Genomic DNA, 14211 nt, shown 5'->3' with positions numbered 1-14211 from the left:
ACAAACGCACGAACAGCAGATGGAATTGCTAGAGTAGAAACAGGAAGGAAACAATAGCCCCCCTTACAGGGGGCATTCTAGAAAGCCACCTTCTAAGAAGGTGGTCTTTTACTAGTGATGATGGCCGTGACCATGACCTTTGCCGCGACCCCAGCCGCCGCGACGGTCGTCACGATCGTTCCAGCCTTCACGGTAACCGCGCTCATAGGCGCTGTCTTTATACCAGCCGCGGTGTCTGCCGTTATCATGTTTCCACCAGCGATCGCCGCGCCACTCATAGTGACGATGCCAGTAATCACGGTCGCGCCAGTAGCCGCCGTCCCAGTATCTGCCGTAGTCGTCACGATCGCCAATTTGTAATTTTACTGATGGCAACAGGGTGATTTCGCCCGCAGTGGCGATCAGCGGCGCCGAAGCCAGTAATACCGCTGCAAGAATCAGTGACCTGAACATACTCTTTCTCCTTCACGATCGGGGCCTTTGTTGGGCCTGTTAACGCAATTTTACGAGTTGGTAAACCTTCGTATCATCGCCTCAACTCCGAATTCCTGGGTGAGAGCACTTTTTGCTAAAAGCGGTGTTATTTTGAGCTGCTGAGGATCGCGTCTATGTGGGCCAATTCTTCCTCTGAGAAATGGCGGTTTGCCAGCATCCCCACGGCGTCATCAATTTGAGCCGCTTTACTTGCCCCAATCAGCACCGACGTCACTGCCTCATGGCGTAATACCCAGGCCAGCGCCATCTGGGACAGCTTCTGGCCGCGACTTTCTGCCAGGGCATTCAGCTTCCTGACTTTTTCCAGCTTCTCTTCGGTGAGCTGATCGGGTTTAAGGAACTGACTGCCGCTTGCCGCGCGTGAGTCTGCAGGAATGCCGTTCAGATAGCGATTGGTCAGTTGTCCGCCAGCCAGCGGCGAGAAGGGAATACAGCCGACCCCTTTTTCCTGCAACACGTCCAGCAGTCCCGCTTCCGGCGCACGTTCAAAGAGGGAGTATTTCGGCTGGTGGATCAGGCAGGGTGTCCCGAGGTCATTAAGGATATCAATCGCCTGGCGAGCCAGAACCGCCGGGTAGTTGGATAATCCGACATACAGAGCCTTCCCCTGACGCACCACATGGTCAAGCGCTTTCATGGTTTCCTGCAGCGGCGTTTCCGGATCTGGCCGGTGATGATAGAAGATATCCACATACTCCAGCCCCGTGCGCTTCAGGCTTTGATCGAGGCTTGCCAGCAGATATTTGCGTGATCCCCAGTCGCCGTACGGACCCTCCCACATGGTATAACCCGCTTTGGTGGAGACGATCAGCTCGTCGCGCCAGGGCAGGAAATCCTCCTGCAAAATACGGCCGAAATTACGTTCCGCGGATCCGGGAGGCGGGCCATAGTTGTTGGCAAGGTCGAAATGCGTAATGCCCAGATCGAACGCACGCTGTAAAAGTTGACGGCTGTTTTCGATAAGGGTGGCGTCACCAAAGTTATGCCACAGCCCAAGCGAGATGGCAGGCAACCTGAGTCCGCTTCGCCCGCAGCGGCGATACTCCATTGTCCCGTAACGATTTTTGTCCGGCTGATAACCCATTTTCGTAACCTCTGGCGCTGAAGTGAAAAATCAGTGTATGCGTTTACATTTACGTGAAAAAAAGCAGCATAGCGCAGCCTTTTTTGTAAAGCATTCTTTCCATGTCCTTCTTATCGCCAATTCTGGACACCCATCACGCTTATTTAATACTCAAGGTGAGGTCAAAACATTAGAAGGATACCTGTTTATGCGTACCCCATACTGCGTCGCCGATTACCTGCTGGACCGTCTTACAGATTGTGGAGCCGATCATCTGTTTGGCGTGCCGGGCGACTATAACCTGCAGTTTCTCGACCATGTAATAGACAGCCCGGATATCTGTTGGGTGGGCTGTGCCAACGAATTAAACGCCTCTTACGCCGCTGACGGATATGCACGATGTAAGGGCTTCGCCGCGCTGCTGACGACATTTGGCGTAGGAGAGTTAAGCGCCATGAACGGCATTGCGGGCAGCTACGCCGAGCACGTTCCGGTCTTGCATATTGTGGGTGCGCCGGGGATGGCATCACAGCAAAGAGGGGAGCTGCTGCACCATACGCTGGGCGACGGTGAGTTTCGTCACTTTTATCATATGAGCGAGCCGATCACCGCTGCGCAGGCGATCCTGACCGAACAAAACGCCTGTTATGAAATCGACCGGGTGTTAACGACCATGCTCCGGGAGCGTCGCCCCGGCTATCTGATGCTGCCTGCCGACGTGGCAAAAAAAGCCGCCACCCCTCCTGTAAACGCTCTCACGCTCCGGCATACGCATGCCGATAGCGCCTGCCTGAAAGCGTTCCGGGATGCTGCAGAAAACAGGCTTGCCAGGAGCAAGCGTACTGCGCTGCTGGCCGATTTCCTTGTCCTGCGCCATGGCCTGAAGCATGCGCTACAGAAATGGGTCAAAGACGTGCCGATGGCACACGCCACCATGCTGATGGGCAAAGGGATATTCGACGAGCGTCACGCTGGTTTTTACGGCACCTACAGCGGTTCGGCGAGCGCTGGTGCGGTAAAAGAGGCTATTGAAGGGGCGGATACCGTACTGTGCATCGGCACGCGATTTACCGATACCCTGACCGCCGGCTTCACGCATCAGCTCACCCCGGCACAAACGATAGAAGTTCAGCCTCATGCCTCACGCGTAGGTGATCTTTGGTTTACCGGCATCCCTATGCTTCAGGCAATCGAAACGCTGGTGGAACTGTGCAAACAGCACGTGCACGAGACACCCGCGCAGTCTTCTCAAAGCGCGATGGCCTACCCGCAGCCGGATGGCTCGCTGACGCAGGCGAATTTCTGGCAAACGTTGCAGACGTTTATTCGTCCGGGAGACATCATTCTTGCGGATCAGGGCACCTCGGCCTTCGGCGCGATCGACCTTCGTCTGCCGGCTGACGTGAATTTTATCGTCCAGCCGTTGTGGGGATCGATTGGCTATACGCTAGCGGCAGCATTTGGCGCGCAAACGGCCTGCCCGAACCGGCGCGTGATTGTCCTGACGGGGGATGGCGCGGCGCAACTTACTATCCAGGAGCTTGGCTCGATGCTGCGGGATAAACAACACCCCATCATTCTGGTCCTGAACAACGAAGGGTACACGGTGGAAAGAGCGATCCACGGGCCTGAGCAGCGTTACAACGACATTGCGCTATGGAACTGGACGCAAATCCCGCGGGCCCTGAGCCTTGATCCTCAGGCCCAGTGCTGGCGGGTCAGTGAAGCGGAGCAGCTGGCGGACGTCCTTGAGAAAGTGGCGCACCACGAGCGGCTCTCGCTGATTGAGGTGATGCTGCCGAAAGCCGATATCCCTCCGCTGCTGGGGGCGATCACCAAAGCGCTGGAAGCGCGCAACAGCGCCTGATTATTTGTCGTTTCGCCAGGCCATCATCATCGGTTTGCCCGCCAGCAGGAGCCAGGCGGGCAACATCACGATGCAAAGTAACGGGATGAGGGTGGTATCCGGTACCACCACGGCGGCCATGAAGAGGCTCAGCCAGGCATCGCGCGTGACCACCAGCACCAGCCCCAGAATCGAGCAGGAAACGGTAATCGCAGCCGGAACGGCATCGACATGCTCGTGCAGCATCAGCCCCAGCGCGACGCCGACAAAGACCGCCGGGAAGATGCGTCCACCACGGAAACCGCAGGCGGCCGCCACCACCAGCGCTGCCAGCTTGATCACGGCAAACAGCAGATAGTCGGAGACGCTAAACACCTGGCTGAAGGCCAGCTGCTGCATCTCGTCCAGTCCTTTAAACAGCGTCACCGGCCCGCCGATCGTACCTAAAATACCCAGAATCAAACCGCCAGCCCCCAGAATCAGCACCGGGTGTTTGAGTCTGTACATCAGCCGGTGCAGGCGTGGAAGACACCATACTGCCACCATGCCCAGCGCAATGGCGATGGCGGCGACGATGGCACCGCTGAAAATATCGGCGATTTGCATCTGGCCGTAGTGGGGGAGAGAGAGTGAAAAATGGGGATGGAAAAACAGGCTGGTCGTCAACGCTCCGGCGGCTGCGGCCATCAGTGGGGCAAAGAGCTTGTCCCAGAGTGGGACATCGTTGTTACTGCTGAGCGTCTGAGAAAAGATCAGTGCCGCCGCAACGGGCGTGCCGAAGAGCGCCCCGATGGTGCCTGCGGAGGCGAGAATGGTCCAGTCCAGCGCGCCAACGCGGGGCAAAATGCGTGAACCAAGAAAAACCGCCAGGCCAATGTTCACGGCCATAATCGGATGCTCAGGTCCCAGACTAACGCCTCCAGCCAGACCGATAATCAGCGCAATGATTAGCCCTGGCAACGCCGAGGGGGCCACCGGGGCACCAATCAACGGTTCCAGTGCCGGATCGGGGCCAGCATGGCCGGGACTAAAACGGATCACCAGGCCCACCGCAATACCGGTTAACGTCAGCATCCCAACGATCCACGCAGGAGAGTCAGCGGTGACGCCCAGCCCTGCAGGAAGCGCGTTCCATAATAGTGTTTGCAGCACCGACGCGACTTTCATCACGACAATAAGGACCAGACTTGAAACCACGCCAATGATGAGCGCCGGAATTGCCAGCAACAGCATGGTTCTGGCTCGCGGGTGAAGCATGATGATTTCCTTGTACAAAACGGTATTACGTTACTTTGCACATTAAGCCTTATGGCAATAGTGCAAAAGGTGCTGAAACGGTAAAGTTATTCTGTGACGAAGATCGATAATCCATGGGCATTCACCTTCCGGTCGTTGTTGTTATCACGCCTTGAATTTACAGTGTCCCAAAGATTTATTCTGACTTTAGCGGAGCAGTAGAAGAATGACAAAGTATGCTTTGGTAGGCGATGTGGGCGGCACGAATGCGCGCCTTGCATTATGCGATGTAAATAGCGGTGAAATTTCCCGGGCGAAAACCTATTCCGGTCTCGATTATCCAAGCCTTGAGGCCGTTGTCCGCGTCTATCTGGAGGAGCATCAGATAAGCGTCGAAGATGGCTGCATCGCCATTGCCTGCCCGATAACCGGCGACTGGGTCGCCATGACCAACCATACCTGGGCATTCTCCATCGCCGAGATGAAAAAAAACCTCGGCTTTGCGCATCTTGAAATCATTAATGACTTTACCGCGGTGTCCATGGCGATCCCGATGCTGAAGCCTGAGCATCTGATCCAGTTTGGCGGCGCTGAACCGGTCGAAGGTAAGCCGATTGCGGTTTACGGGGCCGGTACCGGGCTGGGCGTTTCACATCTGGTGCATGTCGCTCAGCGCTGGGTGAGCCTGCCGGGTGAAGGTGGTCACGTGGACTTTGCGCCAAACAGCGAAGAAGAGGGCATTATCCTCGAAGAATTACGCGCGGAGATCGGCCACGTCTCCGCCGAGCGCGTGCTGTCAGGACCGGGGCTGGTGAACCTGTACCGGGCGATTGTGAAATCGGACGGTCGTCTGCCGGAAAATCTGCAGCCGAAAGACGTCACCGAACGCGCGCTGGCGGACAGCTGCATTGACTGCCGTCGTGCCCTGTCGCTGTTCTGCGTGATCATGGGGCGCTTCGGCGGCAACCTGGCGCTGACGCTGGGTACCTTCGGGGGCGTTTATATCGCGGGCGGCATTGTGCCGCGCTTCCTGGAGTTCTTTAAAGCCTCCGGCTTCCGCGGCGGGTTTGAGGATAAAGGGCGCTTCAGAAGCTACGTGCAGGACATTCCGGTTTATCTGATCGTGCATGATAACCCAGGCCTGCTGGGGTCGGGTGCCCACCTGCGTCAGGTTCTCGGTCAAATCCTCTGACGCATAGCCCTCTCCCGCAGGAGAGGGCTTTTTTGTTACAGGTGCATGAGCTGGCGGAACTCTTTTACCTTGCTGCGGCTCACCGGCACCTGAAAATCCAGATCCTTCAGACGCAAAATGTAGGTGTTGTTAAACCAGGGTTCGATCTCGCGGATCTTGTTTAAATTCACGCAGAACGAGCGGTGGCAGCGGAAAAAGTGCGACGCAGGCAGCTTGCTGCAAAACTCGGTGATGTTCATCGCCATCACGTAAGATTCCCGCCGCGTATAGACAAACGTCATCTTTTCATGGGCTTCGGCATAGTAGATATCATTGACCGGCGTCACGATGATGCGCTCGTCTTTGACCAGATTAATGGTGTCGTTTTCCCGTACCGTTGGGCTGGCGCTTGCAGGGGCGGTCTGCTGCTGCCATGCGGCTTCCAGCTTTTGCAGCATGCTGACAATCCGCGACTCCTGGTAAGGCTTAAGGATATAGTCAAACGCTTCCAGCTCGAAGGCCTCTACGGCATGCTCTTTCCATGCGGTAACGAAAACAATAAACGGCTTATGGGCAAACTGATTGATGTTTTGCGCCAGCAATACGCCATCCAGCGACGGAATATTGATGTCCAGGAAGATGGCATCGACCCGGTTATGCTGCAGAAACTTCAGCACGTCCAGACCGTCATCAAAGGTACCCACAATTTCCATCTGGCTGTGGGTGTTGATAAGCCAGGTTAGCTCCTGTTGAGCCAGAATTTCATCTTCTACGATGATGACTTTCATGGGTTACTCCACCTGGGGCAACAGTGACGTTGCCGAATGAACGGGAGAGCGCTCGTTCGGGACGTAAAAAGCAATTTCGGTGCCCGGTTCAAGACGCTGAATATTCAGCCCGTCGCCGTAAAGCAGCTTGACCCGGTGGTGCACGTTCAGCAGGCCGATTTTATTTCCAGGCATCTCGTTAGACTCCACCCGCTCAATGACTTTTGGATCAATGCCGTGGCCGGTATCGCGCACGGCAATACGTACGCGGTTGCCGCTTTCGGTGACGCTGATGGTGACGACGCCTTTACCTTTACATGGCTGAATGCCGTGAACAATCGCGTTTTCGACCAGCGGCTGGATAAGCAGGCTTGGGATCACGCAGTTGACCTCTTCATCAATATCGTAAATGACCGTGAGCTTGTCACCAAAGCGCGCCTGCTCAATCGCGATGTAGTCTTTAATCTGATACAGCTCTTTTTTGATGTCGATCTGCTCGTCATCTTTCAGCTCGATGTTGTAGCGCAGATAGCGCGACAGGTTAAAAATCAGCTGGCGCGCGGTGTCCGGATTAAGACGAATGGACGAGGAGATCGCGTTCAGCGCGTTAAACAGGAAATGGGGATTGATTTTGCTCTGCAGCGCGCGCAGCTCTGCCTTATTTGCCATCTCACGCAGTTGTTCCGCCCGGGATACTTCCAGCTGGGTGGAGATAATCTGCGACAGGCCGATGGCCATCTCCTGCAGCGTGGAGGTGATCTGATGCGCGTGGCAGTAATAAATTTTCAGCGTGCCCGTCACGACGCCCTTCTCCCACAGCGGAATCACCAGCATGGAGTGGATTTCCGGCGTTCGGTGGGCTTCATCATTGTTTTTAATAATGATTTTACCGTAGTTAATGGCCTGTCGGGTGGTTGGGCTGATGGTGTCATCATTATCGCGATAGTTGTGCTCCCCGACGCCAACGTAGGCCAGCACGTGGTCAATATTGGTGATGGCGACAGCGTCAGCGTGGATGTCATGGCGAATGATTTCGCAGACCTGACGCAACGACTCCGCGTTAACGTGGCGGAAGAGCGGTAGCGTTTTGTTGGCGATATCCAGCGCCAGCTTGGCCTGACGGGCGGCGCTGGCCTCTTTTTCCCCTTCAACGCTTTGCACCAGCAGCACGATAAAGCCGATGCACACGCTGCCCAGGATCATCGGAATACCGATTTTCGAGACGATATCCAGCCCAAGTTCGGTGGTCGGGGCCCAGACGACGACCAGGATCATGGTCAGCGTTTCGCACACCATGCCCGCCACGATCCCGGCGCGCCAGCGCTGTTTTTTCGTGATTTTGCGGCTGATCCAGCCGGAGAGCACCCCGGCGATAATGCTGGTAATAAAGCAGGGCAACGCCGTGACGCCGCCGATATCAATCAGGTAGCGATGGGTTCCGGCAATCACGCCGGTGATGACACCCACCCACGGGCCAAACAAAATTCCGCCGGACATCACGGCGATAATGCGCACGTTAACCAGCGAACCCTCTACCGGCACGCCAGACCAGGTGCTGAACAGGGCGAACAGCGAAAAGATGGCGGTAACGGCCAGCAGCTCTTTTGGCGAGTGTGCGGATTTGTGCAATAGCTCGCGAAACAGGCGAATGCGAATGAGGAAAAACAGGCAAATCAGCATTAATGCCGCACGGTCAAAAACCGCCAGCAGCATAGTGAATATTTCGTGCACGAGTAGACCTGGGAAAACGGGAAAGAACCATGATAAAAAACCTGACGCGTGTTGACCAGCTATCCGTCAGGTTTATCAAATGAGGAAAAACCATAATTTCTAAAGGGGATTGTCTGTCGGTAACGGACACGTCCTGATTTTTTATAGCCTGCGTATCGTCAGGTAACTGTTTTGATATCATCCTGTTAAATAACAGCTATCAGAAAGCCAACCCTGAAACAGGGGCTTCCGCTTTTCGGCACCGCCGGGTTCCGGTTTTCAGGCGATCGCTTTTTTTTCACTTCCCTCTCGACAGCGTGATTTTTTTCAGGTTATTTTCTAAGCACGCCACATCGGTGGCAGCGTCGCTCGGACGGTCCGGGCGCTAACGTTAATCTGAGGAATCTATGGCTGAATTCAGTCCTGAACGCCGTTTTACGCGTATCGATCGTCTCCCCCCTTATGTTTTCAATATCACCGCTGAACTGAAGATGGCTGCGCGTCGGCGCGGCGAAGATATTATTGATTTCAGCATGGGTAACCCTGACGGCCCAACGCCACCGCATATCGTTGAAAAACTCTGCACGGTTGCCCAGCGTCCGGATACGCACGGCTACTCGACCTCCCGCGGTATTCCCAGATTACGTCGCGCGATCTCGCGCTGGTATCAGGATCGCTATCAGGTTGATATCGATCCGGAAAGTGAAGCGATTGTCACCATCGGCTCGAAAGAGGGGCTGGCACACCTAATGCTGGCTACGCTGGATCATGGCGATACGGTGCTGGTACCGAATCCCAGCTACCCAATCCACATCTACGGTGCGGTAATTGCCGGGGCGCAGGTCCGTTCGGTTCCGCTGGTGGAAGGGGTCGATTTCTTTAACGAACTGGAACGTGCGATTCGCGAAAGCTATCCGAAACCGAAGATGATGATCCTCGGTTTCCCGTCGAACCCAACGGCCCAGTGCGTGGAGCTCGAATTCTTCGAGAAAGTGGTCGCGCTGGCGAAGCGTTATGACGTGCTGGTGGTTCACGATTTAGCCTATGCCGACATCGTGTATGATGGCTGGAAAGCGCCATCTATTATGCAGGTCCCGGGCGCGCGTGACGTGGCGGTAGAGTTCTTCACCCTGTCGAAAAGCTACAACATGGCGGGCTGGCGTATTGGCTTTATGGTGGGTAACAAAACGCTGGTGAGCGCACTGGCGCGTATTAAGAGTTACCACGACTACGGCACCTTCACGCCGCTGCAGGTTGCGGCTATCGCTGCTCTTGAGGGCGACCAGCAGTGCGTCCACGAGATTGCCGCTCAGTATAAGCGCCGTCGCGACGTGCTGGTAAAAGGCTTGCATGAAGCGGGCTGGATGGTGGAAATGCCGAAGGCATCCATGTACGTCTGGGCGAAAATTCCGGAACCATACGCGGCGATGGGATCGCTGGAGTTTGCCAAAAAGCTGCTGCAGGATGCGAAGGTGTGCGTATCACCGGGCATTGGCTTTGGTGATTATGGCGACACCCATGTGCGATTTGCCCTGATTGAAAACAGCGACCGCATTCGTCAGGCGGTGAGGGGCATCAAGAGTATGTTCCGGGCCGACGGGCTTCTCTCCTCGAAGAGCGTGGCTGAAAATCCCGCGTCATCATGACATAAAAAAACAGGAGCCAATGGCTCCTGTTTTTTTGACTGCATGTTCTTCACTAGATCATCAGGGCAAAGGTTCCGGCCCAGACTAAAACAATCACCGAAATGCCCATAAAGAAATATTTCACGTTTCATCGCTCCGCGTATCTTGTGGTACGCATTTAAAAACAGAGTCCACCTGATTATAGAGAACTGAAATCCGGTCAAAGCGGAAATGAGAATTTTCCCGTTTCGCCGCTGACTCCAGCTCAGAATTCTGTGCTTTCCTGTTGCCAGACGGCGCTAATGTACGCCTAAAAATGAGGGGTGACAAGAGGGATTTTTTTAAATAATTTCCGTCACTTACGAGTGTCGTGGAACGGCGACAGTTTGATTTCGCATCGCAATAAATTCACTTTGGGCGACGCAATGAAAAACGGTTTCTTAACGGATGACAGGTGATTGAAAAGGTTAGTTTCTTAGCGAAACTAACCTTTCTGAAGAGCTTAAAGATAGAGCGAGGCTTCGCCAATAGGGCGGGTTTTGAAACGACGATGCATCCACAGATACTGCTCTGGCGCACGCATGATTTCAGTTTCGATGACTTTATTGATAAACGCCGCGGCTTCGCACTCGTTTTCAGGATAGTTTGCCATCTCAGGAGAGATGTGCAGACGATAGCCTGATTTATCTGCTTTTCTCACCATCGTCACGGTCAGCATGGAAGCGCCCGACAAACGAGAAATGACAAAGGTGCCGTTGGTCGTCGCAACATCTTTAACCGCAAAGAAAGGCGCAAAGCTGCTGCCTTTACGTCCATAATCCTGATCGGGGGCAAACCAGACGGCTTCACCTTTCTTCAGAGCCCCGACCATACCGCGCAGGTTATTACGGCTGATCATCGCCTTATTCGAACGCATGCGGCCACGCGTTTGTACCCACTCCATCAGCGGACTGTTGTGCGGTCGATAGGTCGCCATCATTGGCTGGCACAGGCCCATCACGCGGCCACCCAGTTCCAGCGACATAAAGTGAACGCCGACGACCATCACGCCGCGTTTTTGCATCTGTGCGCGTTTAAGGTTATCCAGCCCTTCCACGTCAAACCACTTGCGGACGCGCTCATCCGGCCAGAACCAGGCCATGCCGGTTTCAAGCAGCGCCATGCCGATAGACTTGAAGTTTTCAGCGATGAGTTTCTCGCGCTCTTCGGCATTGTAATGCGGAAAGCAAAGCTCAATATTTTTACGCGCGATGGATTCGCGGCGTTTCAGGAAGAAGCGGGATGCACTGCCCAGTTTCGACCCCAGCAAACGCAGGACAGGGTACGGAAGTTGAACCAGCAGCCAGAGAACGCCAAGACCAAACCATGTAAACCAGTAACGCGGATGTAAAAACGCGCGTTGAAATTTGGATTGAGACAAAATAGTGAAACCTATGTGAAGCCTGTAAAGGTAGCGCAGAGTTTGCGATACGACGTGCCGATAAGACCGTTCTTCAAGGTGATGGTTGCAGGCTTTACCGAACTTTACGGCGTTGCCTGGCCACTGCTGATTTGGGCGGGCGGCGTAATGTAGCACCGTTATACGATATGTGCTATTACTCGTTTTTGATTAAAAAAGCGGCAGTTAAGGAGGTGCTTGATTTTACAGATTTTATAGAAAGTCGCATTGAAAGCGTTTTTCCTGACTGAGCGGAGAGCAGAAGCCCTGGCGATCGGATGGAAGACGTAACGAAAAAGAATGGCATTGTTGATATACGGCAAATTAATATTTCTCGTTTATTTCTTCCTTACCTAATAAATAAGAATTTTCTTTGTGAAAAATCTTATTTATTATTCATATCCTCAATGGAATAGTCGTCTTTTATCACCCGCTTTTCTCTTCTTTTAATCGTACTGCAATAAAATATTGCAGTTCTTTCTTGTTTTTTGACATAGTGCCGTGATGCAAATCAAAATAAGATGTTTTTATTAATATCTCTCTGGCTGCAATCCCTTCGGCGATACAAATATTCGATTTGTGAGAAAAGAGTAGTTTCTTTTTCTGAGTTGATTGAGCAATTTGCGATAATGTATTAGTGGAAAATTCTTAAGAAAATTCTTGTATTGGATAAATGATCTGTGTATTTGATTTTGTTCCGATCATTATTCTATTATTGCGCATCAAGAACGATACCGTGAAGTTGGCATAGCAAAACAAAGAGGGATGATTAGATGGCTGACAGTTTTCAGAACGAGGTGCCTAAGGCACGTATTAACCTGAAGCTTGACCTGCATACTGGCGGAGCAAGCAAGAAAATGGAATTACCCTTGAAATTGCTTGTTACGGGTGATTTCAGCAACGGGCAGGAATCTGCGACAATATCTGAGCGTGAAAAGATTAACATCACCAAAAATAATTTTGATAGCGTTCTTTCCGAATATTCCCCAAAAGTTAACCTGGCCGTAAAAAATACACTGTCTGACGATGGTGGTGAAGACAACATTCAGCTGACTTTCCAGAGCATGAAAGATTTCACGCCAGAGCAGGTGGCTGCCCAAATTCCGCAGCTGAAGGCGATGCTGGCGATGCGCAACTTGCTTCGCGATCTCAAAGCTAACCTGTTGGATAACCAGACTTTCCGAAAAGAGCTGGAAAAAATCGTTGTTGACCAGTCGCTTAGTGCTGAGTTGCGAAATGAACTGTCCGCACTGGCTTCAAAACAACCTTAACCATCATGCTGTTTTAACGGATTAATCAAGGAATGCTCATGTCTGTACAAAATAATATTGCTGGCGGGGAAAGCGTGGTGCTGGAACGTCCTGCTGTGGGTGGTGTATACGCCTCACTGTTTGAGAAAATCAATCTGAATCCTGTCTCCGAGCTGAGTGCGCTGGACATCTGGCAAGATGCACAGGCGATGTCCGATGCGACCGCTGACGAGCGTCTGACAGCAGGTATGCAGGTCTTTCTGGAATGCCTGACCAAGGCAGGCTCGAAAGTCGAAAAACTGGATAAAAGCCTGATCGATCACCACATCGCTGAGCTCGATTACCAGATAAGCCGCCAGCTCGACGCCGTTATGCACCATGAAGAGTTTCAGGCGGTTGAGAGCCTGTGGCGCGGCGTGAAGTCGCTGGTTGATAAAACGGATTTTCGCCAGAACGTGAAAATTGAGCTTCTGAGCATGTCTAAAGAAGAGCTGCGCCAGGACTTTGAAGACAGCCCGGAAATCATCCAGAGTGGCCTGTATAAACACGCCTATATTGATGAATATGATACCCCAGGCGGCGAGCCGATTGCGGCGCTGATTTCCGCTTATGAGTTCGATGCTTCAGCACAGGATGTCGCTCTGCTGCGCAACATCTCTAAAGTATCCGCAGCTGCACATATGCCGTTTATCGGCTCAGCAGGCCCGAAATTCTTCCTCAAGGAGTCAATGGAAGACGTCGCTGCGATTAAAGATATTGGCAACTATTTTGATCGCGCCGAGTACATCAAGTGGAAATCGTTCCGCGATACGGACGACGCTCGCTACATTGGTCTGGTGATGCCCCGCGTACTGGGACGCCTGCCGTATGGCCCGGATACCGTTCCGGTTCGCAGCTTCAACTATGTCGAAGAAGTCAAAGGTCCGGATCACGACAAATACCTGTGGACGAATGCGTCGTTTGCCTTTGCGTCCAACATGGTGCGTAGTTTTATCAATAATGGCTGGTGTGTACAGATCCGTGGCCCGCAGGCCGGCGGTGCGGTTCAGGATCTGCCTATCCATCTGTATGACCTGGGTACCGGCAATCAGGTAAAAATCCCGAGTGAAGTGATGATCCCTGAAACGCGTGAATTCGAATTCGCGAATCTGGGCTTTATTCCGTTGTCCTACTACAAAAACCGCGACTACGCCTGCTTCTTCTCAGCCAACTCCGCCCAGAAACCGGCGCTGTATGACACCGCTGATGCGACCGCCAACAGCCGCATCAACGCGCGTCTGCCGTACATCTTCCTGCTGTCGCGTATCGCCCACTACCTGAAGCTGATTCAACGCGAGAACATCGGTACCACCAAGGATCGTCGACTGCTGGAGCTGGAGCTGAACACCTGGGTCCGCACTCTGGTGACCGAAATGACCGATCCGGGCGACGAGCTTCAGGCATCTCATCCACTGCGTGATGCAAAAGTGGTGGTGGAAGATATTGAAGATAACCCGGGCTTCTTCCGCGTGAAATTGTATGCGATTCCGCACTTCCAGGTGGAAGGGATGGACGTCAACCTGTCGCTGGTTTCCCAGATGCCGAAAGCGAAATCGTAATAACAGGCAGGA

The 14211-nt window shown here is 53.4% G+C and carries 13 protein-coding genes; 6 read left to right on the top strand and 7 right to left on the bottom strand.

The window, feature by feature from the left end; translation table 11 throughout:
* Positions 1 to 111: 111 nt before the first annotated feature.
* Both FHC52_RS19655 and mgrA read right to left on the bottom strand, forming a co-directional pair.
* Positions 112 to 453, bottom strand: a complete 342-nt coding sequence (locus FHC52_RS19655; RefSeq protein ID WP_008501589.1) for a DUF2502 domain-containing protein — start codon at positions 451 to 453, stop codon at positions 112 to 114.
* A 127-nt stretch (positions 454 to 580) separates the two neighbouring features.
* A complete protein-coding gene (gene mgrA / locus FHC52_RS19650) occupies positions 581 to 1579 on the bottom strand; it encodes an L-glyceraldehyde 3-phosphate reductase (RefSeq protein ID WP_126289203.1) in 999 nt (332 codons plus the stop codon).
* 187 nt (positions 1580 to 1766) lie between these two features.
* On the opposite strand from mgrA, the gene ipdC reads away from it, so the two are divergent.
* Positions 1767 to 3425, top strand: a complete 1659-nt coding sequence (ipdC, locus tag FHC52_RS19645) for an indolepyruvate decarboxylase (RefSeq protein WP_126289201.1) — start codon at positions 1767 to 1769, stop codon at positions 3423 to 3425.
* On the opposite strand, the gene FHC52_RS19640 is transcribed toward ipdC, so the two are convergent.
* The gene (locus FHC52_RS19640) at positions 3426 to 4661 is read right to left on the bottom strand and encodes an ion channel protein (RefSeq protein WP_126289199.1); all 1236 of its coding nucleotides are present in this window, start codon (positions 4659 to 4661) and stop codon (positions 3426 to 3428) included.
* 205 nt (positions 4662 to 4866) lie between these two features.
* Here FHC52_RS19640 and glk point away from each other — a divergent pair, with 205 nt between their 5' ends.
* The gene (glk, locus tag FHC52_RS19635) at positions 4867 to 5832 is read left to right on the top strand and encodes a glucokinase (RefSeq protein ID WP_008501585.1); all 966 of its coding nucleotides are present in this window, start codon (positions 4867 to 4869) and stop codon (positions 5830 to 5832) included.
* Positions 5833 to 5867: 35 nt separating this feature from the next.
* Here the strand turns inward: glk and FHC52_RS19630 are convergent, their stop codons facing one another.
* Entirely contained in the window at positions 5868 to 6599 is a 732-nt protein-coding gene (locus FHC52_RS19630; RefSeq protein WP_023294232.1) for a LytTR family DNA-binding domain-containing protein, read from the bottom strand.
* Positions 6600 to 6602: 3 nt separating this feature from the next.
* Positions 6603 to 8309: a sensor histidine kinase gene (locus FHC52_RS19625; protein WP_126289197.1), complete on the bottom strand. Its 1707-nt coding sequence runs from the start codon at positions 8307 to 8309 to the stop codon at positions 6603 to 6605.
* 386 nt (positions 8310 to 8695) lie between these two features.
* Here FHC52_RS19625 and alaC point away from each other — a divergent pair, with 386 nt between their 5' ends.
* Positions 8696 to 9934: an alanine transaminase gene (alaC, locus tag FHC52_RS19620; RefSeq protein WP_126289195.1), complete on the top strand. Its 1239-nt coding sequence runs from the start codon at positions 8696 to 8698 to the stop codon at positions 9932 to 9934.
* Between the two features lie 52 nt (positions 9935 to 9986).
* Here the strand turns inward: alaC and ypdK are convergent, their stop codons facing one another.
* Both ypdK and lpxP read right to left on the bottom strand, forming a co-directional pair.
* Positions 9987 to 10058: a membrane protein YpdK gene (ypdK, locus tag FHC52_RS22945; protein ID WP_099458937.1), complete on the bottom strand. Its 72-nt coding sequence runs from the start codon at positions 10056 to 10058 to the stop codon at positions 9987 to 9989.
* A 357-nt stretch (positions 10059 to 10415) separates the two neighbouring features.
* Complete coding sequence (lpxP, locus tag FHC52_RS19610; RefSeq protein ID WP_031275099.1) at positions 10416 to 11336, bottom strand: kdo(2)-lipid IV(A) palmitoleoyltransferase; 921 nt, start codon at positions 11334 to 11336, stop codon at positions 10416 to 10418.
* A gap of 12 nt (positions 11337 to 11348) precedes the next feature.
* Here lpxP and FHC52_RS19605 point away from each other — a divergent pair, with 12 nt between their 5' ends.
* From FHC52_RS19605 to tssC, 3 genes are all read left to right on the top strand, one after another.
* Positions 11349 to 11486, top strand: coding sequence for a hypothetical protein (locus tag FHC52_RS19605; protein ID WP_159427010.1), 138 nt, complete (start codon positions 11349 to 11351; stop codon positions 11484 to 11486).
* A 638-nt stretch (positions 11487 to 12124) separates the two neighbouring features.
* Positions 12125 to 12622, top strand: a complete 498-nt coding sequence (tssB, locus tag FHC52_RS19600) for a type VI secretion system contractile sheath small subunit (protein ID WP_008501580.1) — start codon at positions 12125 to 12127, stop codon at positions 12620 to 12622.
* Positions 12623 to 12654: 32 nt separating this feature from the next.
* Positions 12655 to 14199 carry a type VI secretion system contractile sheath large subunit gene (tssC, locus tag FHC52_RS19595; protein ID WP_032635313.1) on the top strand — a complete coding sequence of 515 codons (1545 nt, stop codon included), beginning with the start codon at positions 12655 to 12657 and terminating at the stop codon, positions 14197 to 14199.
* The last annotated feature ends 12 nt before the right edge of the window (positions 14200 to 14211 follow it).

The organism is Enterobacter sp. EC_64, from assembly GCF_019584165.1.
GTDB lineage: Bacteria > Pseudomonadota > Gammaproteobacteria > Enterobacterales > Enterobacteriaceae > Enterobacter > Enterobacter roggenkampii.
Note: the sequence above shows the minus strand (reverse complement) of the source record. Positions and strands in the feature narration are given on the sequence as shown.

Bases quoted from the DNA above. Each gene is read 5' to 3' on its own strand.
- ipdC (WP_126289201.1), top strand. From the start codon at position 1,767: ATGCGTACCCCATACTGCGTCGCCGATTACCTGCTGGACCGTCTTACA.
- tssB (WP_008501580.1), top strand. From the start codon at position 12,125: ATGGCTGACAGTTTTCAGAACGAGGTGCCTAAGGCACGTATTAACCTG.
- alaC (WP_126289195.1), top strand. From the start codon at position 8,696: ATGGCTGAATTCAGTCCTGAACGCCGTTTTACGCGTATCGATCGTCTC.
- mgrA (WP_126289203.1), bottom strand. From the start codon at position 1,579: ATGGGTTATCAGCCGGACAAAAATCGTTACGGGACAATGGAGTATCGC.
- FHC52_RS19630 (WP_023294232.1), bottom strand. From the start codon at position 6,599: ATGAAAGTCATCATCGTAGAAGATGAAATTCTGGCTCAACAGGAGCTA.
- FHC52_RS19640 (WP_126289199.1), bottom strand. From the start codon at position 4,661: ATGCTTCACCCGCGAGCCAGAACCATGCTGTTGCTGGCAATTCCGGCG.
- FHC52_RS19655 (WP_008501589.1), bottom strand. From the start codon at position 453: ATGTTCAGGTCACTGATTCTTGCAGCGGTATTACTGGCTTCGGCGCCG.
- glk (WP_008501585.1), top strand. From the start codon at position 4,867: ATGACAAAGTATGCTTTGGTAGGCGATGTGGGCGGCACGAATGCGCGC.
- tssC (WP_032635313.1), top strand. From the start codon at position 12,655: ATGCTCATGTCTGTACAAAATAATATTGCTGGCGGGGAAAGCGTGGTG.